The 18,579-nt window shown below is 73.0% G+C and carries 15 protein-coding genes; 10 read left to right on the top strand and 5 right to left on the bottom strand.

Features of this window, described 5'->3' with window-relative positions; translation table 11 throughout:
- Positions 1 to 300 precede the first annotated feature (300 nt).
- The gene (locus tag M8C13_RS07925) at positions 301 to 1,419 is read right to left on the bottom strand and encodes a sensor histidine kinase (RefSeq protein WP_252479835.1); all 1,119 of its coding nucleotides are present in this window, start codon (positions 1,417 to 1,419) and stop codon (positions 301 to 303) included.
- Positions 1,420 to 1,585: 166 nt separating this feature from the next.
- Between M8C13_RS07925 and M8C13_RS07920 the strand changes: the two genes are divergently transcribed.
- From M8C13_RS07920 to M8C13_RS07900, 5 genes are all read left to right on the top strand, one after another.
- A complete protein-coding gene (locus M8C13_RS07920; RefSeq protein WP_252479834.1) occupies positions 1,586 to 2,320 on the top strand; it encodes an ABC transporter ATP-binding protein in 735 nt (244 codons plus the stop codon).
- Positions 2,320 to 4,752 (top strand): ABC transporter permease, encoded by a 2,433-nt coding sequence (locus tag M8C13_RS07915; RefSeq protein ID WP_252479833.1) that lies wholly within the window; start codon positions 2,320 to 2,322, stop codon positions 4,750 to 4,752. Before M8C13_RS07920 ends, M8C13_RS07915 begins: the two co-directional genes overlap by 1 nt.
- Positions 4,753 to 4,821: 69 nt before the next feature.
- Positions 4,822 to 5,616 (top strand): FHA domain-containing protein, encoded by a 795-nt coding sequence (locus M8C13_RS07910; protein WP_252479832.1) that lies wholly within the window; start codon positions 4,822 to 4,824, stop codon positions 5,614 to 5,616.
- A 76-nt stretch (positions 5,617 to 5,692) separates the two neighbouring features.
- On the top strand, positions 5,693 to 6,661 hold the full coding sequence (locus M8C13_RS07905; protein ID WP_252479831.1) for a D-2-hydroxyacid dehydrogenase: 969 nt from the start codon (positions 5,693 to 5,695) through the stop codon (positions 6,659 to 6,661).
- Positions 6,662 to 6,720: 59 nt separating this feature from the next.
- Complete coding sequence (locus M8C13_RS07900) at positions 6,721 to 11,019, top strand: ATP-binding protein (RefSeq protein WP_252479830.1); 4,299 nt, start codon at positions 6,721 to 6,723, stop codon at positions 11,017 to 11,019.
- Here M8C13_RS07900 and M8C13_RS07895 read toward each other — a convergent pair.
- Positions 11,016 to 11,372: a helix-turn-helix domain-containing protein gene (locus M8C13_RS07895; protein WP_252479829.1), complete on the bottom strand. Its 357-nt coding sequence runs from the start codon at positions 11,370 to 11,372 to the stop codon at positions 11,016 to 11,018. The genes M8C13_RS07900 and M8C13_RS07895 overlap by 4 nt on opposite strands.
- 63 nt (positions 11,373 to 11,435) lie before the next feature.
- Between M8C13_RS07895 and M8C13_RS07890 the strand changes: the two genes are divergently transcribed.
- Positions 11,436 to 12,296, top strand: a complete 861-nt coding sequence (locus M8C13_RS07890) for an NAD(P)H-binding protein (RefSeq protein WP_252479828.1) — start codon at positions 11,436 to 11,438, stop codon at positions 12,294 to 12,296.
- Here M8C13_RS07890 and M8C13_RS07885 read toward each other — a convergent pair.
- Positions 12,286 to 12,897 (bottom strand): TetR/AcrR family transcriptional regulator, encoded by a 612-nt coding sequence (locus tag M8C13_RS07885; protein WP_252479827.1) that lies wholly within the window; start codon positions 12,895 to 12,897, stop codon positions 12,286 to 12,288. The two genes, M8C13_RS07890 and M8C13_RS07885, sit on opposite strands and share 11 nt — an antisense overlap.
- Before the next feature lie 99 nt (positions 12,898 to 12,996).
- Between M8C13_RS07885 and M8C13_RS07880 the strand changes: the two genes are divergently transcribed.
- Entirely contained in the window at positions 12,997 to 13,737 is a 741-nt protein-coding gene (locus M8C13_RS07880; protein WP_252479826.1) for a 3-oxoacyl-ACP reductase family protein, read from the top strand.
- Positions 13,738 to 13,749: 12 nt separating this feature from the next.
- On the opposite strand, the gene M8C13_RS07875 is transcribed toward M8C13_RS07880, so the two are convergent.
- Together M8C13_RS07875 and M8C13_RS07870 are read right to left on the bottom strand one after the other, a co-directional pair.
- Complete coding sequence (locus M8C13_RS07875) at positions 13,750 to 15,318, bottom strand: multicopper oxidase family protein (protein WP_252479825.1); 1,569 nt, start codon at positions 15,316 to 15,318, stop codon at positions 13,750 to 13,752.
- On the bottom strand, positions 15,315 to 15,722 hold the full coding sequence (locus M8C13_RS07870) for a hypothetical protein (protein ID WP_252479824.1): 408 nt from the start codon (positions 15,720 to 15,722) through the stop codon (positions 15,315 to 15,317). The genes M8C13_RS07875 and M8C13_RS07870 overlap by 4 nt, the downstream gene beginning before the upstream one ends.
- Before the next feature lie 80 nt (positions 15,723 to 15,802).
- On the opposite strand from M8C13_RS07870, the gene M8C13_RS07865 reads away from it, so the two are divergent.
- From M8C13_RS07865 to M8C13_RS07855, 3 genes are read left to right on the top strand one after another with little or no spacing between them, the layout of a single operon-like run.
- A complete protein-coding gene (locus M8C13_RS07865; RefSeq protein ID WP_252479823.1) occupies positions 15,803 to 16,678 on the top strand; it encodes a LysR family transcriptional regulator in 876 nt (291 codons plus the stop codon).
- 53 nt (positions 16,679 to 16,731) lie between these two features.
- Positions 16,732 to 17,286 (top strand): TetR/AcrR family transcriptional regulator, encoded by a 555-nt coding sequence (locus M8C13_RS07860; RefSeq protein WP_252479822.1) that lies wholly within the window; start codon positions 16,732 to 16,734, stop codon positions 17,284 to 17,286.
- 17 nt (positions 17,287 to 17,303) lie between these two features.
- Positions 17,304 to 18,479, top strand: a complete 1,176-nt coding sequence (locus M8C13_RS07855) for an FAD-dependent oxidoreductase (RefSeq protein ID WP_252479821.1) — start codon at positions 17,304 to 17,306, stop codon at positions 18,477 to 18,479.
- Positions 18,480 to 18,579: the final 100 nt, after the last annotated feature.

Below are 18,579 nucleotides of genomic sequence, written 5' to 3'. Positions count from 1 at the left end.
ATCATCGGGCCGCCCCACCGCCGCGCACGCCTCGATCGCCGCGCGCATCCTGAACGCCAAGCTCAGCCTCATCGCCGTGCCCGCCTCCAGCGCCGTGCCCATCCCCGGCACCGTGCCCGCCCCCAACACTGTGCTCGTTCCCAGCGCCGTGCCCATCCCCAGCGCCGTGCCCATCCCGAGCACCGTGCCCGCCCTCTGCACCGTGCCCGCCCCCAACGCTGTGCTCGTTCCCAGCACCGTGCCCGTTCTTGCCGCCGAGCGCCCCACGACCTCGCGGACCAGCCCAGCCAGCCACCGCACTCACCCCGCCCCACCGATCGGCAGCCGCGCGCACACCCCAAACCCGCCACCGGCCAACCGCCCCGTGGTCAGCGTGCCGCCGTAAGCCGCGACCCGCTCCCGCATCCCGACCAACCCGTGTCCGCCCCCGCCCCCGGCCACCGCCCGCCTGCCCCCCGGATCGGTCACCTCCACCACGACCTCGGCGCCGTCCTCGCGCAGCCGCACCTCACAGCTCCCGGCCCCGGAGTGCAGCACCACATTGGTCAGCGCCTCTTGCACGATCCGGTACACCGCCTGCTGCACCCCCTCCGGCAACTCCAGTTCGGCCACGTCCAGCTGTACCGTCACCCCGGCCGACTCGGCCAGCTGCGCCAGCCCGGGTAACTCGGCAAGTCCTTGCACGGGACGCAGTTCCACCTCCGCGCCGTCCGCGGAGCGCAGCACGCCCAGCATGCGCCGCAGGTCCGCCAGCGCGTCCCGGCTGGTCGCCTCGATCACCGCCAGCGCGGCCTTGGTCTCCTCCGGCTGGGTGTCGGCGACGTGGTTGGCCACGCCCGCCTTGACCGCGATCAGGCTCATGCTGTGCGCGACGATGTCGTGCAGGTCGCGGGCGATCCGTAATCGCTCGGCCAGCACCACCCGCTGTTCGCGCTGCTCGGCCATTACCGCTTCGTCCCGCTGGCGGAACTGGGCGAACCGGCCCATCGTCCACGGACCGATGGTCAGCAACACCGTGAGCATGATCCACAGGACCGAGCTGAATAGCGCCGGTATGACCGTGACGAGCATGGACAGGCCCATCAGCGCCATCGAGCGGCGGCGGGGCTCGACCAGCGCGACCAGGTACAGCACCAGCGCGACGGACACCACGGCCAGCTGCCCGATCAGCAGCAGCGCGGCCACGGCCGTGAAGGGCAGCAGCACCAGCATCGCGCCCAACGGCCAGCGGCGGCGCACGATGACCGGCCCGCCCACCCCGAGCGCGATCAGCCAGGCCAGCCACTCCGGGCCGGTGTACGGCTCGATCACGCCGGAGCTCATCGTCAGTGCGGCGGTGACCACGGTGATCGTCGCGCCCACCACGAGGTCCAGCCCCACGAGGTAGGCGCGCTGAGCGCCACTGTCCACACTGGCCATTCCCTCACCCTGCCACAGGGCCGCCGGCTTGGGATCAGCCCGAGGTCTGTCCGACCACGGTATGACGCGCACCGCCCCGGCGGCTCCCGGCCAGACCACGGTCGGACGCCAAAGACCAGGCCGTGCTCCGATGGCAGCGGCCGCCGATTCGGGGACCGTTCTGGGCATGACACAACCCACCTCCGCGGTGCGAGCCAGAGGGCTGACCAAGACCTACGGGGCAGGCGTGCGGGCGCTCGCCGGCGTCGACGTGGACCTGCACCGCGGCCGGTTCACCGCGATCATGGGGCCCTCCGGCTCCGGCAAGTCCACCCTCATGCACTGCGTGGCCGGGCTCGACCGGCCGAGTGACGGCCGGGTGTGGGTCGGCGAGACCGAACTGACCGAGCTCTCCGATGACGAGCTGACCGTGCTCCGCCGCGACCGGATCGGCTTCGTCTTCCAGGCCTACAACCTGTTACCCACCCTGACCGCGCTGGAGAACATCACCCTGCCGTTCGCGCTGGCCGGCACCAGGCCCAAGCCAGGGGTGGTCTCGACCGTGGTCGGCGCGATGGGCCTGGCCGACCGGCTGAACCACCGCCCGCACCAGCTCTCCGGCGGCCAGCAGCAGCGGGTGGCCTGCGCCCGCGCCCTGGTGACCAACCCGGACGTGGTCTTCGCCGACGAGCCCACCGGCGCGCTGGACTCGGCCAGCTCGGCCGAACTGCTCGGCTTCCTGCGCCGCGGTGTGGACGAGCTCGGCCGCACCGTCGTGATGGTGACCCACGACCCGGCCGCGGCCGCCTACGCCGACCGGGTGCTGTTCCTGGCCGACGGCCGGCTGGTCGGCGAACTGCACGAGCCGACCGCGGAGCGTGTGCTGGACCGGATGAAATCACTGGAAGGGGTGACCGCCTGATGTGGCGGACCATGCTGCGCGACCTGCTGGCGCACAAGGGCCGCGTGGCGATGACCCTGGTCGCGATCACCCTAGGTGTCACCGCGGTGGTAGGCGCCTGGGTGGTCAGCGACTCGATCGCGACCACCATCAGCGGACAGGGCGGGCGGACCGGCGTCGGCCTGAGCGTGCGGGCCGACCGGCCGGACACCCGGCTGCCGGAGGCCGAACTGGCCCGGCTGGCCGCGCTGCCCGGCGCCACCGCCACTGGCGTGCGCACCGGCCATGCCGGACTGCCCGGCCCCGACGGCAAGCTCGTCCGTACTCGCACCCCCTTGGGGCACACCGGCACCGGCTGGGACGACACCGGCCGCTTCACCCTGCTCTCCGGGCGGCCACCGGCCGCGGCGGGGGAGATCGCGGTCAACCGGGTGGAGGCGGCCCTGGCCGGACTCGACGTCGGCGCCCGCACCAGGGTGCTGCTCGACGGTGGCCGCTGGGAACCGGTCACCGTGGTGGGCCGGTATGACTACCGCACGCTCGGTGAGGACGACCAGCCCGCGGTCGCGCTCGCCCCGGCGGAGGCAGAACGCTTGCTGGGCAAGGGTTTCCGGCGCATCGAGCTGACCGGCGTCACCCCGGCCGCGGCCGCCGGGCCCGGCCGGGTGGTGCAGACCGGGGCGGAGCTGGCCGAGGTCGTCGACGCCGATCGGGCCGAGGGCCTGATGGACCTGCGGATCACCCTGCTGCCGTTCGCCTTCGTGGCGCTGATGGTCGGCATGTTCGTCATCGCCAACACCTTCGGCATGCTGCTCATCCAGCGCACCCGCCAGCTGGCCCTGCTGCGCGCGGTCGGCGCGCGGCAGAGCCAGGTCCGCCGCACGGTGGTGCTGGAGGCCACCCTGCTCGGCCTGGCCGGCGGCACTCTGGGCGCCGGGACCGGCGTCGCGGTCGGGCCGCTGATCATCGGGGTGCTCCGGCCGGGCGAGCACATCGAGTTCACGGTGAGCCCGCTGGCCATCCTGCTCGGTTACGCGGTCGCCGTCGGCACCACCGTGCTGGCCGCCTACGGCCCGGCGCGACGGGCCGCCAAGGTGTCCCCGATGGCCGCGCTGCGCACCGACCCGACCCCGCCGAGGGCCACCCGGCGGGCCCGCACCCTGGCCGGGCTGGCGGTGCTGGCCACCGCGCTGGTGGCCGTCCTGGCCACCGCCGACCCCAGTGCGGACACCCTGCCCCGCATCATCGGCCTGAGCGCTACCGTGGTCGCCGCGCTGGGGGTGCTGCTGCTCGCCCCGGCGCTGGCCGCGCTGGTGCTGCGCCCGCTGAGCCGCTTCGGCAGCCCGGCGCTGCGACTGGCCATCCGCAACGCCGCCGGTGATCCGCGGCGCACCTCGGCCACGGCCACCGCGATCACCATCGGGGTCGCCCTGGTGTGCGCCTTCGCCACGCTCAGCGCCACCTTCGGCGACCTGATCGCCTCCACCACGCGGGCCACCGTGCCCACCAGCACCACGGTGATCCGCCCTGCCCTGAAAGGACAATCCCATCTGACCAGAAATGATCTGTCCACAGTGGACAAAGTGCCGTCGGCGGCCACGGTGGTGGCCGCGCGGGAGGCGCTGGCCGAGCTGGCCTACGAGGGCGGCGGCACCCGGCGGGTGGTCTCCGCGATCGACCCGGCCGCCTTCGGCACGGTGCTCACCCCCACGGTCACCGACGGCGTGGCCGACCTGCGCCGGGGCGCGCTGATCTCCCGCAACCAGGCCGACATGCTCGGCCTGCGCCTGGGCGAGCGGTTCACCATGACCTTCGACGGCGTCACGGTGGCCAGCACCGTGGCCGGGGTGTACGAGGCCACCGAGCTGCAGGCGAGCATCTACTTCGACCAGGCGCAGGTCCCGCCCGCCCTGCAAGACAAGATCACCACCATCTACGCCACCGGCCCGGACCCGGCGGCCACCCGCGCCGCGGTGCTCGCCGAGTTCGCCGACCGGCCCGATGTCACCGTCACCGACCAGGCCGGCCTGGTCGCCGAGGGACAGGAGACCCAGCGCCTGGCATTCGTGATCATGTACGCCATGTTCGCCCTCGCCGTGCTGATCTCCCTGTTCGGCGTGGTCAACACGCTCGCGCTGGCGGTCATGGCCAGGGTCCGCGAGCTCGGCGTGCTGCGCGCGGTGGGCGCCACCCAGAGCTTGCTCCGGGCCGCGATCCGCTGGGAGAGCGTGGTGATCTGCCTGTTCGGCGCCATCCTCGGCGTGCTGCTGGGGGTCGGCTCCGGCGCGGTGATGCAGCACGCGATGCTCGGCCAGTCCCTGCTCGACGCCACCGTTCCCTTACCCGTGGTGGCGCTGACCCTGGCCGGCCTGGTCACCGCGGGGGTGCTGGCCGCCATCTGGCCGGCCCGCCGCGCGGCCAGGATCGACCTGCTGACCGCGGTGGCCAGCTAGGTCGCGCCCCGGGAACCCTCCCGGCACCGCGTGCCACGCTCCGATCAGACGACCTGGCAGGAGGCGGACATGATCGAGCAGCTCGCGGTGCCGGGCGGGCAGGCCCTGCCGTCCGGGCACCACAGCCTGGCCTGGGGGGTGCGGGCGAACGAGGTGCCCGGCACCCTGCACGTGCTGTCGGTGACGGGAGGGATCACGGTCGGGCCCCGGGAGGGGCGGCAGATCGTGTTCGGCCGCAACCGCCCGGACGTGCACGTCTGCGTCGGCGAGCACGACCGGCGGATCAGCCGCCACCAGGGTGCGCTCACCCACCGGGGCGACCGGTGGTGGATCAGCAACCTGGGGCGGTTGCCGCTGCGGCTGCCGGGAGCCCGGCTGCTGTGCAACCAGGACGAGCCGATCCCGCTGGCGGCCGGGTACACCCCGCTGTTCGTCCGCGGCAGCAGCGGCCGCGAACACCTGCTGGAGGTCCATGTCCGGGCCCAGGACGGCGAAGGGCCCGACATCCAGCACGGGGCCTCGACCAGTCCGCCGCACACCTGGGCGCTCACCCCGGCCGAGAAGCTGGCGCTGGTCGTGCTCGGTCAGCGCTACCTGCTGCACGAGCTGTACCCCAACCCGCTGTCCTGGCGGCAGGCCGCCGAGCACCTCAACGAGATCCGCCCCGAGGAGGGCTGGACCCACAAGAAGGTCGAACACCTCGTCCTCGGCGTCCGCAACCGGCTGAGCCGCGGCGGCGTCCCGGGCCTGACCAGAGAGGAGGTCGGCGAACCCGTCGGCAACACCCTCAACCACAACCTGATCCGCGAACTGATGGAGAACACCACCCTGGTGCCCCCGGACCTCGGCCTGCTGCACGACTGAACGCCAGTGACGGGCCCGGCCGGACCGCGACTCATGGTGCTGGGCGCGAAGCCCGGGATCAGCGACGATGGCCGTTATGAGTTTCACCCTGGTGCTGGTGCCGCCGCAGGCCGAGGAGACCGTGGACTGGCCCGCGCGGCTGGCCGAGGCGGTGCCCGGGATCCGGGTGCTGCGGCCGGAGACGGCGGCGGACACCGTGGCGGCGCTGCGGACGGCGGACGCGGTCTACGGCGCGCTGCCGCCGGAGTTGCTGCGGCACGCGCGGCGGCTGAGCTGGTTGCAGGCGCCGCAGGCCGGGCCGCCGGCGGGGTTCTACCACCCGGAACTGATCGCGCATCCGGTGCAGGTGACCAACATGCGGGACACCTACACCGACCACGTGGCGGCGCACGCGCTGGCGCTGGTGCTCGCGCTGGCCCGCGGGCTGCCCCGCTACCTGCGCGAGCAGACCGCGGCACGCTGGGCGCCGGACTGGGCGCCGACCGCGGTGCTGCCGCTGGCCGAGGCCAGTGCGCTGGTGGTCGGGGTCGGCGCGCTGGGCAGCGAGATCGGACGGCTGCTCGCCGCGTTCGGGACCAGGGTGACCGGGGTGGACCGGCGGCGGGTGGACCTGCCGACCGGGTTCTCCGAGCTGCGACCGGTGGGAGAGCTGGACTCCTCGCTGCCGGAGGCGGACCTGGTGGTGCTGACCGTGCCGCACACGCCGGAGACCGAGGGCATGTTCGACGCCCGGCGGTTCGCGCTGTTCCGGCCCTCGGCGTACCTGGTCAACATCGGGCGCGGAGCCACCGTGCGGCTGGCCGATCTGGTGGCGGCGCTGGATGCCGGTCGGCTGGCCGGGGCGGCGCTGGATGTGTTCGAGCAGGAGCCGCTGCCGCCGGACCATCCGCTGTGGCGGCGGGCGGATGTGCTGCTCACCCCGCACGTGGCCGGGGTGGGGCCGCACGCGGACAGCAGGCGGTTCGCGGTGTTGCTGGAAAACGCGAAGCGCTTCGCGGCCGGGGCCGAACTGGTAAACCTGGTCGACAAGGCGCAATGGTCTTGAAAGCGCAGTGGTCCTGAAAGCGCAGTGGTCCTAGTCGAGAACCGGGCGGGAGAAGGCTGGTGAGCCTGAGTTTCGCGGAGGTGGTCGAGCAGCACACCGGGGCGGGGTTCGTCGACCGGGGCTGGCTGCGCGCGGAGGTCGAGGCCGCGCTGGACCGCGGGCACGTGCTGGTGACCGGGGAGCCGGGGGCCGGTAAGACGAGTTTGCTGGCGGCGCTGGCCGAGGGGCATCCGGACTGGTTGCGGTACTTCGCCCGGCGGGACAGCCGGACCACGCTGGCCGGCACCGACGTGCAGTCCTTCCTGCTCGCCGTGGGGCACCAGCTGGCGCGGCAGCGGCCGGAGGTGTTCCAGCCGGAGCGGCTGGGTGTGGTGGTGCGGCAGCGGGTGGAGAACGTGGCCGCCGGTGGCCGGGTGGTGGGGATCCGGATCGAGGACCTCACCGCCTCACCGTTCCACCGGACCGCGGTGCTGGAGGTGGAGCAGCGGCTCGGCGGGGTGGCCGGGTCGGTCAGCGGGGTGGAGATCGGGCGGGCGAACCTGGAGCCCCGGCTGCTGGAGCCGGACAACCTCGCGCACCTGGCCCTGCTCGACCCGGCCGAGGCGTTGCACAGGCTCGATCCGGCGGCGCGGATCGTCATCCTGGTCGACGCGCTGGACGAGCTCGCCGGGAGCAGCCTGCTGGACTGGCTGGCCGGGGGCCCGGAACTGCCGTCGAACGTGCGGCTGGTGCTCAGCTCGCGCCCGCACGCCGAGCTCGGTCCGCTGCGGTTGGCCCGTGCGCTGACCGAGGTGCCCATCGACCCCGGGTCCGGGCGGGTGACGGCGGATCTGCTTGCCTACGCCGGAAAAGTGCTCAGTGTCGAGCCGGTCGCGAGCGCGGTGGCGGCCAGGGGTGAGTTGCTGGACCAGTTTCACCGGAACGTGGTCACCCGGGCCGCCGGGAACTTTCTCTACCTCGCCACCTACGCCCGCGCGCTGGCCGAGGCCGATCCCGCGCTGACCGGTCGGCTGCTGGGCTTCGACGGCATCCCGCCCGGCCTTGACGGGTTGTACGGGTTCTTCGTGGAGACCGCGCGCGCCGACCTGCGGCGGCTGGGCCAGTTGGAGATCCGCGAACCGACCGGGCCGCAGGACCGGCTGACCGATCCGTGGCTGGGGCTCGGGCAGCCGATCCTCGGCGTGCTCACGGTCGCCCGCGAACCGGTCAGCACGGCCGAACTGCTCGCCCTCGGCGGCATCCGGGTCTGGCCGAGGGCGGTGCGCGCGGCACTGTCCCGGTTGCGCTGGCTGTTGGCGGAGCGCGCGGACCGGATCAGCCTGTACCACGCCTCGATTGGCGAGTTCCTGCGCGGCGAAGCGGCCCACCGCGACCATCCGGACTGCGCGGTCGACGAAACCGAGTGGCACCAACGCATTGCCGCCCACTACCGCGGCGGCGCGCCGAGTTGGTCCGCGCTCGACTGGTCCGCGGTGGACCGCTACGGGCTGCTACACCTTGCCGAGCACGTCACCCGCGCGGGCGGAACTTTTGCGGAACAGGCCGCGGAACTGGTCTGTCCCGGGCTGCGCCAGGCCATCGCCGCCGCGTTTGGCAGCGACCGGCACTTCGCCCGCTGCGTCGACCTGGTCGCCGAACGGATGCCCCCGAGCCTGCCGGGCACGCTCTACCTCGGCGTGGTCCGCCGCCAGCTCCGCCGCACCAGCCGGGGCCTGACGCCCAGGGTGCTTGGACTGATGGCCCGGCTCGGTCAGGTCGGCCAGGCGCTGGACCACCTGTGGGCGCTGCCGCCCTCGCTGCAACAGTTCCAGAGCGCGCGGGAGATCCACCGGCACGCGGGTGGCCAGCGGGAACTGATGGTGGAGACCGCGCTGACCATTCCGGCGGACCAGGTGGCCAGGGGGACTCCGGCGAAGGCACTGCCGTTGGAGGAGGCGGCGCTGGAGTTCGCCGCGGACGATCTGCCGCGGGCGCTGCGGTTGTGGGCGCACGCGCAGCGGGGGCAGAGCGGGAAGCGGATCTGGGCGCCGGACGCGCTGTACCGGGCGGCGGCCAGGGTGGCTGAGCCGTTGGCGGCGCGTGCGTTGCTCGGGAAGATCAGGGGGTGCCGGGCGGGGGACTGGCTTGACCTCGCGGCACGACTGGCAGCGGACGGCGCACCGGAAGCTGGGGCGGGGGCACCGGATTCTCGAGCAGGGGAGCGGGGAGCTCAGGCTGCGGTGCGAGATGCTCGGCCCGGGGTGCGAGATGCTCGGCCCGGGGTGCGGGATGCTCGGCCCGGGGTGCGGGATGCTCGGCCCGGGGTGCGGGATGCTCGGCCCGGGGTGCGGGATGCTCGGCCCGGGGTGCGGGATGCTCGGCCCGGGGTGCGGGATGCGCTGGCCGAGGCCGTCGCCGAACTGGCGCGGGCACAGCCCGGGGAACGGCTGCTCTGCTTGGCGCGGTTGGCCGTGGCCCAGCCCGAGCGGGCGCGGGAGCACCTCGCGCGACTGATCGCCGAGGCCGCCGCCGCGCCGGAGGGCAAGCACGATGCGAAGCAGGAGCTGGCCGCCGGGCTGGTCTGCGCGGCAGCGGTGCCTGGGCTGGATCCTGTTGTCGCGGAACGGTTGCTGGCGCGGCTGGAGACCTTCGAGGTGTGCGGGTTCATCGACGACTCGTGCCTGAGCGCGGTGCGGTTGCTGGCGGCCCGGGGCGCGACCGGGCGGGCGATGGCGTTGCTGGAGCGGGTGATCCGGTGGAACGGCACGCTGTGGACCCGGCGGAAGGCCAGTGTGGTGGTGGCCGAGTTCGATCCGGTGGCGGCGCGGGGGCTGCTCGATCCGGGGGAGGTCACTCCTGCGGGCGAACCTGGTTCGTTGCGACGGATGCGGCATGAGGGGGATCTGAGCAGCCTGGCCATCGGGCTGGCTCCGCTGGACCTGCCCGCGGCGCTGGCCACGATGCGGGAGATGACCGACCATCAATGGTCCATTGTGAACAACGACCGGTGGACGACGGCGGCCGTGATCGGCCAGCACCTGCTGGACTCCGGCCGCCGCGAGGAGGCCGAGGCGGTGCTGGCGGAGGTCCAGCGGGACAGCGGGCAGGCCCCGGCGCTGGTTGATGTCCGGCCGACGGGGCCGTACCGCGTGATCGGCGGCGCGCCGCCGGACCCACTGGCCAAGGTGAGTACGGCGGCCTACCAGTTCAACCACACCGGGGACTGGATGCGGTTGCGGGAGCGGCGTTTCCACCGGGATCCGGCCGAGGTGGTCCGGGCGATGAGTCCCGATTCGTGGTCGGTGGGCAACCCGCACACCTGGGGGCGGGTGGTGCGGGTGCTGGCCGAGACCATCGCCGAGACGGAGCCGGGCAGGGCAGCGGCGCTGGTGGATTCGCTGGTTGATGCCGGGGAGCGGGCGATCGGGCTGGCCGCGCTGGGGGGAAGGGCGGCGGCGGAGGAAGAGCTGAGGGGAAGGGCGGCGGCTGCGGAGCAGGTGGGTGGAGGCGCGGCGGCCGAGGAGACGCTGGGGCGAAGGGCGTCGTTGGCGGAGGCGCTGGGGCGGGTCGCGGCATGTGAGTGGCTGGCGGCGGACCAGGACGCGCAGGCTTTCGCCTATGTGCGGGCTGATCACCGGGTCCGGTTCGAGGTGGCCGTGCGGATGTTGCGGTGGGGGCCGGAGCAGGCGCTGGAGATGCTGGAGCAGAGTGGGGCGCGGTACCTGACCTACGCCTGCGCGCTGAGCTACGCGATGCTGGCCGGGTTCGAGCCACCCTCAGGTGGTGATCCGCTGCTGGTCGACATCGTGCGGGCACGGCAGGGCCTGGCCGGCATCGAGGATCCGCTGTACGCGGTGCTGGGGGAGCGCGCGGGGTTTGACCGGTTGCGGGAGTTGTTCGGCACGCCGCGGTTGCCCGCAGCGGCGGGTTTGATCGCCTACCTGGCCGAAAGTCATGACCTGCGCGGGCTTGCCGTGGAAGCCGTTGCCGCCGCCCGCGCCAGTCCACCGGCCACCGGGGCGGTCGCCCTGCTCCAGTTCGCCCGCTGCCCAGCCCTCGCCGACCTGGTCGACCCGGCCGAGTTGCACGCGGAAGCCCTCCGGCTGGATCCGCGCGACCCGCTGGTCAGAGTGGAACGCGACGAGGTGCTCACCCGGCTGTTCCCGGTGCTGCTCGGCACCCACCCCGCGCTCGCCCTCGGCTACCTCTACCAGGCCTTGACCGACAACTGGGACCACGCCATGGCCCTGCTCGAACACGCCGCCGTGCCGATCACCTCCACCCTCGGGCCGGGGGCCGCCGGGGTGCTGCACGAACGGCTCCGGCTGGCGGTGGCGTGTGTGGGCGAGGTGCCGGGGGAGCTGGACGGGGTGCGTTAGGTCAGGTTGCGGCCGATCCACTCCAGCACCGCGTACAGGCGTTCGGCGAGCTCGCGGCCGGGTGGGGTCAGCGCGTAGCTGACCTTGGGTGGGGTGTCGGGCTCGACCGAGCGGGCGATCAGGCCGTCGCCGACCAGGTCGCGCAGGTTCTGCGAGAGCATCTTCTCACTGATGCCCTCGACCTCGTCGCGCAGCGCGGCGAACCGGAGCGGGCCGTCCAGCAGCGCCGCCAGCACCAGGATGCCCCAGCGGCTGGTGACATGGCCGAAGACCTCGCTGCCCGCGCAGTTCACGTGAAGCCGGTCACGTGCCACCGGAGCCTTGCCCTGATCTGCCTGCGAGCCAACCGTCACCTCCGGAGCTTACCCGGAAGTGCGTCCTTACCAGCGCGGATGCCACCGCCTAGCGTCCAGGACATGGTGCGAGACAACAACATCCTGGTGACGGGCGCGACCGGCAACGTCGGCGGCGCGCTGCTGCGGCAGCTGCTGGCGCGCGACATCACCCCGCAGTCGCTGACCCGCGACCCGGCCACCGCCAACCTTCCCCCGGGCGTGCCGGTGGCCATCGGCAGCCAGGCCGATCCGGCCGCGCTGACCGCGGCGCTGGACGGGGTGGACTCGGTGTTCCTGGTCTGGCCGTTCGACGGTGTGGACCGGGCCGCGGAGGTGGTGGCGGCGATCGCGGCGCGGGCCCGGCGGATCGTGCTGCTGTCCTCGGCCGCCGTGGACGACACCGCGGACCCCCAGCCCGACCCGATCGCCGAGCACCACGCGCGCATCGAGCGCCTGATCGAGGACTCCGGTCTGGAGTGGACGTTCCTGCGCCCCTTCGCCTTCGCCGCCAACACCCGGCAGTGGATCGGGCAGGTCCGGGCCGGGGACGTGGTGCGCGGCAGTCACGGCGGGGCCGGGTTCACCCTGGTGCACGAGGCGGACCTGGCCGAGGTCGCGGTGCGCGCGCTCACCGAGGACGGCCACCAGGGCGCCAGGTACCTGCTGAGCGGGCCGACCGTGCACACCCAGATCGAGCAGGTGCGGATCCTCGGCGAGGCGCTCGGACGGCCCTTGCGCTGGCAGGAGATCCCGCCGGGCGAGGCCAGGGCCGCCGCGCTGTCCTGGCTGGATGAGTCCATTGTGGACACCGTGCTGGCCGGGTACGCGGCCATGGTGGACAACCCGTTGCCGCCCACCGGTGTGCTGGAGCAGTTGCTCGGGCGGCCGGGGCGGAGCTTCCGGGAGTGGGCCGCCGAGCACGTGGCCGAGTTCACCCGGTGACCGCGGCCAGCGCGTCCCAGGAGGCCATTGCGGCGTCCACGACCGCGGCCAGCTCCGCCCGGGTGGCGCCGCTGCGGGCCTGGATGGACAGGCCCTGCCACAGGGTGTTGTAGAAGGCGGCCAGCGCGTCGACATCGGCGCCGGCGCGCACGTCGCCGTCGGCGATGCCGCGGATCAGCCGCTGCCGCAAGGCTTCCTGGGTCTCCCGGCGCAGGCCGGCCAGGAAGTCGCGGACGCTCTGGTTCTTGGGCGTGTACGTGGTGGCGGCCAGCACGATCATGCAGCCAGCCGGTTTCGCGGGGTCGGTGTAGGCGCGCACGTTGACCCGCAGCACCTGCTCGAAGGCCGCGCGCGCGGTGGGTTCCTCGCGCAGCGCGCGGGCCGCGGCCTCGCCCTCGGTCTCGTCGTAGTGGGCCACCGCCTCCCGGAACAGTTCCTCCTTGGTGCCGAAGGCGGCGTACAGGCTGGAAGCGTTGATGCCCATCGCCGCGCTCAGGTCGTTCAGCGAGGTCCCCTCGTAGCCGTGCTCCCAGAACACCTCCATCGCGCGGCGCAGGGCCGCGGTGCGGTCGAACGCTCGTGGACGGCCCCGGGTTGCCATGCCAAACCCCTTTCTGTAGCGATCGACCCACAAAGCGTTGACAGGCCTCTCGGCTGCACGATACCAATTGTGTAGTGATCGACCCAGAAATGAGGGGACATGCCGGAACTCGCAGGTAAGGTGGCTCTGGTCACCGGGGGCAGCCGCGGCATCGGCGCGGCCATCGCCAGACGGCTGGCGGCCGACGGGGCCGATGTGGCACTGACCTACGCCAGCGCCGCGGACCGCGCGCGGGGCGTGGTCGAGCAGGTCGAAGCCGCCGGTCGCCGGGGCCTGGCCATTGCCGCGGACAGCGCGGACCCCGCGGCCGTGGTCGGCGCGGTCGAGCGGACCGTGGCCGAGCTCGGCCGGATCGACATCCTGGTCAACAACGCCGGGATCTTCCGCTACGGCACCGTTGACGAGGTGGATCTGGCCGAGGTCGACCGCACGCTGGCCATCCACACCCGCGCGGTCTACCTGGCCAGCCAGGCGGCGGCCAGGCACATGGCGCCGGGCGGCCGGATCGTCAGCATCGGCAGCTCGCTGGCCGAGCGGGTGCCCTACCCGGGGGTGGCGCTGTACGCGATGAGCAAGTCCGCGCTGATCGGCTTCACCAAGGGCCTGGCCCGCGACCTCGGCGCGCGGGAGATCACAGTCAACCTGGTGCACCCCGGCTCCACCGACACCGACATGAACCCGGCCGACAGCCCGCAGGCCGAGGAGGAACGCGGCTTCACCGCGCTCGGCCGCTACGGCAGCCCCGAGGACGTGGCCGCCTCGGTCGCGCACCTGGTCGGCCCCGGCGGCCGCAACATCACCGGCTCCGCGATCACCGTGGACGCGGGCGCGAACGCCTGAGAGCGGGCCCGGTCAGACCACCTCGAAGTTGGCCATCATCGCCATGTCCTCGTGTTCGGCGTTGTGGCAGTGGAAGACGAACCGGCCGCGGTAGTCCTCGAACCGGGCGATCACCTCCACCGCCGCGCCGGGGCTGAGGTCCACGGTGTCCTTGAGGCCGCCGTCGAACGGGCCCGGCGGGCCGCTGCCGCGGGAGAGGATGTGGAAGCCCACCAGGTGCAGGTGCACGGGGTGGTGCACGTCGGCGACGAACCGCCAGATCTCGGTCTCGCCCAGGCGGGGCCGGGCGTCCATCCGGTCCGGGGCGAACGGTTCGCCGCCGATCACCCAGCCCGTTCGGCCGTGCACCTGGCCTGCGGTGAAGGCGAAATCCCTGGTGACCGTGGCCTGTGCCCGGCTGAGCGGGGCGAGCTCGCTGAGCTTGGCCGGGATCCGGCTGTCGTCACGGGCCTTCCTGGTGACCACGAACCGCATGACCTGCGCGGTGGAGCCGGCGCCGAGCCGGTTCAGCACCGTCACCTCGGTGCCGACCGGGTACCGGCCGAAGTCGACGACGACGTCGTAACGTTCCGCCGGCGCAAGGGGAATGTGGTCGTGCGTGCGGGGCGCGTCGAGCAGGCCCTGGTCGCTGCCGATCTGGACGAATCCGCCGCCGCCGGGCGGTGGCGGGTCAAGCGCCAGGTCGTAGCGGCGGGCGTTGGAGCCGTTGAGCAAGCGCAGCCGGTAGCGGGCCGCGGCCACCTCGTGCACCGGCCAGGGCGCGCCGTTGACCAGGACCACGTCGCCGAAGACGCCCTCCACGTACCCGGGTTCGACGCCGGGAATGCTGCGCAGCAACGGATCCAGCGACGGGTAGGCGAAGGCGCCGTGCTCGTCGAAGGCGCGGTCGCCGATCATCAGCGGCAGCTCGCGCTCACCCGCGGGCAGGCCGAGGGCGTCCTCTTCCTCGTCGCGGACCAGGTGGAAACCGGCCAGGCCCCGGTAGACCGCGGGACCGGTGAAGTCCATCCGGTGGTCGTGGTACCACAGGGTCGCGGCCCGTTGCCGCAGCGGGAAGACGTAGTCGCGGGAGCCGTAGGCGATGTTGGCCTTGGCGTCGTACATGTCGTGGCCGCCGTGACCGCCGTCCCAGCCGGAGACCGGCATGAGCAGGTCGGTGGGGTAGCCGTCGTGCTCGGCCGGGGTGTGGCCGCCGTGCAGGTGCACCACGGTCGGCACCGGGAGCTCGTTGCGGTGGCGCACCACCACGGTCCGGTCCCGCCGTGACTCGATGGTGGGGCCGGGGAAAATCCCGTTGTAGCCCCAGATCGGCGTCCGGATGCCGGGCAGGATCTCGGCGGTGGTGGCGCGCTGGGTGATCGTGTAGTGATCTGCCTCGTCTGTCCGATGTGGACGGAGGACCGGTGGGATGGGCAGGGGCACCCGGAAGGGTTCGGGCAGCGGGACCTTGCTGTGCAACAGTTCCCCGGTGCCCGGCGAGTCCGCGCGGAGCAGCCGAGGGGTGATCATCCCGGCCGCGAGCAGCACACCCGCGCCGCCGGCCAGGCCGAGGAAGCGCCGCCGGGACAGGCGGGCGCTCATCGGGCCGCCTGCCACTGGACCGGCCGCCAGACCGCGATCGTGGTCAGCGCCATCGCGGTGACCAGGGCGACGCCGAGCGGGATGTGCAGGTCGAGCGCGCCGAACAGGCCGGCGAAGTACTGCCCGGTCTCCCCGGCGGCGGTGAGCAGGCTGACCCAGAACAGCCAGCGCGGCCCGTGCGCCAGCCACAGCACCAGGGTGGCCAGGAGCTGCGCGTAGCTGAGGTAGGACACGGTGTCGGCGCCCCAGCGGTGCAGCCAGAGCATGTCGTAGTCCCCGCTCAGGTAGCCGCCGGCGAACACCGGCTGGCCGATGATCGCCACGGCGTGCGCGCTCACCAGCGTCCGGCTCACCCGCAGCGCCCCGATCGCCAGCCGGCTCGGCGTAGTCACGGTTGCGTTCACGTGCTCGAAGTTAAGATCCGCCGCCTTATGCTGTCCAAGACAAGATTCGTTATCTGCTCATAACAGAACAGGCATCAGCAGTGGATCTTCTGGCACTCCGCTACTTCCAGGTGCTCGCCCGGCTGGAGCACGTCGGCCGGGCCGCCGAGCAGCTCCGGATCGCGCAGCCCTCGCTCAGCCGCACCCTGGCCCGGCTGGAGGAGGACCTGGGCGTGCCGCTGTTCGACCGGCACGGGCGGCGGATCCGGCTCAACCGCTTCGGCGCGGCCTTCCTGCGCCGGGTCGACCGGGCGCTGGCCGAGCTCGACGACGCCCGCCGGGAGCTGGCCGACGCCGCCGGGCTGGAACGCGGCATCCTCGCGGTGGCCACCGAGACCCTGCTGCCGCTGTCGGCGGTGATCCAGAGCTTCGTCGCCGAGCACCCGCTGGTGGACGTGCGGCTGTTCCAGTCCACGGCCGGGGACATGGCGGCCCAGCTGCGCGAGGGTGAGGTCGACCTGTGCATCGGCTCGCAACCCTTGCCCGGCAACGACATCCGCGCTCAGGTGCTGCTGGACGAGCCGGTGCTGCTGTGCGTGCCGGCCGGGCACCGGCTGGCCGGGCGCGAGCGGGTGCGCATCGCCGACCTGGCGGGCGAACCGTTCATCACCACCCGCCCCGGCTACTGGCCGCGCGCCCTGGCCGAGCGGCTGTTCGCCAAAGCCGGGCTGGAGCTGGACATCGTGTGCCAGAGCGATGAGCCCGAGGGGCTGTTCCACCTCATCGGCGCCGGGCTGGGCATTGGGCTGGTGCCCTCCTTCGGTCGCCGGATCGACATCCACGCCAACGTCGCCTGGCTGACGGTGGACGAGCCGGACTGCCGCCGGGTGCTGAGCCTGGCCTGGCGGCAGGACAGCTACCTCTCCGTCGCCGCCCAGCGCTTCCGCGACCACGTCATCGACCGCTTCCAGCACTAGCTGCTACTGTCAGGGCAGTCGTACAGGGCGATCGCCCTGAAAGGTGGTCAACGATGGCGAACACCGCGGCGGCCAGGGGCCGTGAGGCGCGGGAACGGCTGCTCAGCGCGGCGGTCGAGCTGATCCCGGAACGTGGCTGGACCGCGGTGAGCACCAGGGTGCTGGCCGAGCGGGCCGGGGTCACGCCGAGCGTGGTGCACTACCACTTCCCGGCCGTGCAGGCGCTGCTGCGGGAGGCCGCGGTCGGCGCGATGGGACAGCTGCTGGCCGGGCTGGATGCGGTGCTGGCCACCGCGCGCACCCCGGCCGATGCGGTGGACGCGCTGGTGGCCTCGGTCGGCGAGCACACCGGCACCGATCCGCTGTCGCTGCTGTTCGTCGAGGCGTTCCTGGCCGCGACCAGGGACGAGGAGCTGCACCGGGAGATCGGCGCGGTGCTGGACGGGTTCCGGCAGCGGCTGGGGGAGTGGCTGGCCGGGCTCGGGGTGCCCGAGCCGTGGGAGACCGCCGCCGTGCTGGCGGCCACCATCGACGGCTTGCTGCTGCACCGGGGCCTGGGCGCCGGGCTGGACACGACCGCTGTCCTGCGCCGCCTGGTCGCGGGCTGATCCGGGTGGAGGACGGGATGAGGGTAGTGGTCTGCGGGGCCGGGATCGCCGGACTCGCGCTGGCGAACCAGCTGGCCCGGCTCGGCGCGGAGGTGGTGCTGCTGGAACGGGCTGCCGGTCCGCGCGCCCAGGGATACATGATCGACTTCTTCGGCGCGGGCTACGACGCGGTGGAGAAGATGGGGCTGCTGCCCGCGATCGAGCAGGTGGCCTACTTCGTCGAGGAGGCCGCCCTGTTCGATGAGCGCGGTCGTCGCCGGGCCGCCGTGCAGTACCGGCAGTTCGCCAGGTCGTTGCGCGGACGGCTGCTCAGCATCATGCGGCCCGACCTGGAACGGGTGCTGCGCGAACACCTGCCGTCCACAGTGGACCTGCGCTTCGGCGCGGCCCTGACCGGGGTCGCCGACCGCGGTGACGGGGTGCTGGTGACCCTGGCCGACGGCACCGAGTTGGCGGCTGACCTGCTGGTCGGCGCGGACGGGATCCATTCCACGGTGCGCGGGCTGGTCTTCGGCGAGGAGCGGAAGTTCCTGCGCTACCTGGGTTTCCACACCGCGGCCTTCCAGTTCGAGGCGCCGCGGCTGCACGCGGCACTGGGCGGCCGGTTCAACCTGACCGACACCATGGGCCGGCAGCTGGGCCTGTACGCGTTGCGGGACAACCGGATCGCCGCCTTCACCGTGCACCGCGCACCGGATCCGGCGCTGCCTGAGGACGTCCGGGCCGCGCTGCGGGAGAACTACGGCGGGCTGAGCTGGCTGGCCCCTGCCGCGCTGGAGAACTGCCCACCGGCGGCGGAGATCTACTACGACCAGGTCGCGCAGGTCGAGCTGCCCAGCTGGCACCGGGGACGGGTCGTGCTGGTCGGCGACGCCTGCTACGCGGTCTCGCTGCTGGCCGGGCAGGGCGCGTCGCTGGGCATCGCCGGGGCGTACCTGCTGGCCCACCAACTCGATCAGGCGCCGAGGATCGAGGACGCGCTGGCGGCGTACGAGCGGCGGTGGCGGCCGGTGGCCGAGGAGAAGCAGCAGGTCGCGCGGTCCGGGGCGCGCTGGTTCCTGCCCGAGTCGCCGACCCGGCTGCGGCTGCGCCGCCTGGCGCTGCGGGCCTCCCGGCTGCCGCTGGTCGACCGGGTGGTGGCGCAGACCCTGGCAGGCAAGCCGGTTACCGCCATCGCGGAGCTGCGGTCCTGACCGGCCCAGCAGCACGGGGTTTCGGCCCTGGTTGAAACCACTGCTCCAAGTGGCCGCCTGCCCCTAACCTCCGTGATCACCGGATCGTCGAGAAGGACGG

It is taken from the genome of Crossiella sp. SN42 (assembly GCF_023897065.1).
In the GTDB taxonomy this organism is placed as follows: Bacteria; Actinomycetota; Actinomycetes; order Mycobacteriales; family Pseudonocardiaceae; genus Crossiella.
Note: the sequence above shows the minus strand (reverse complement) of the source record. Positions and strands in the feature narration are given on the sequence as shown.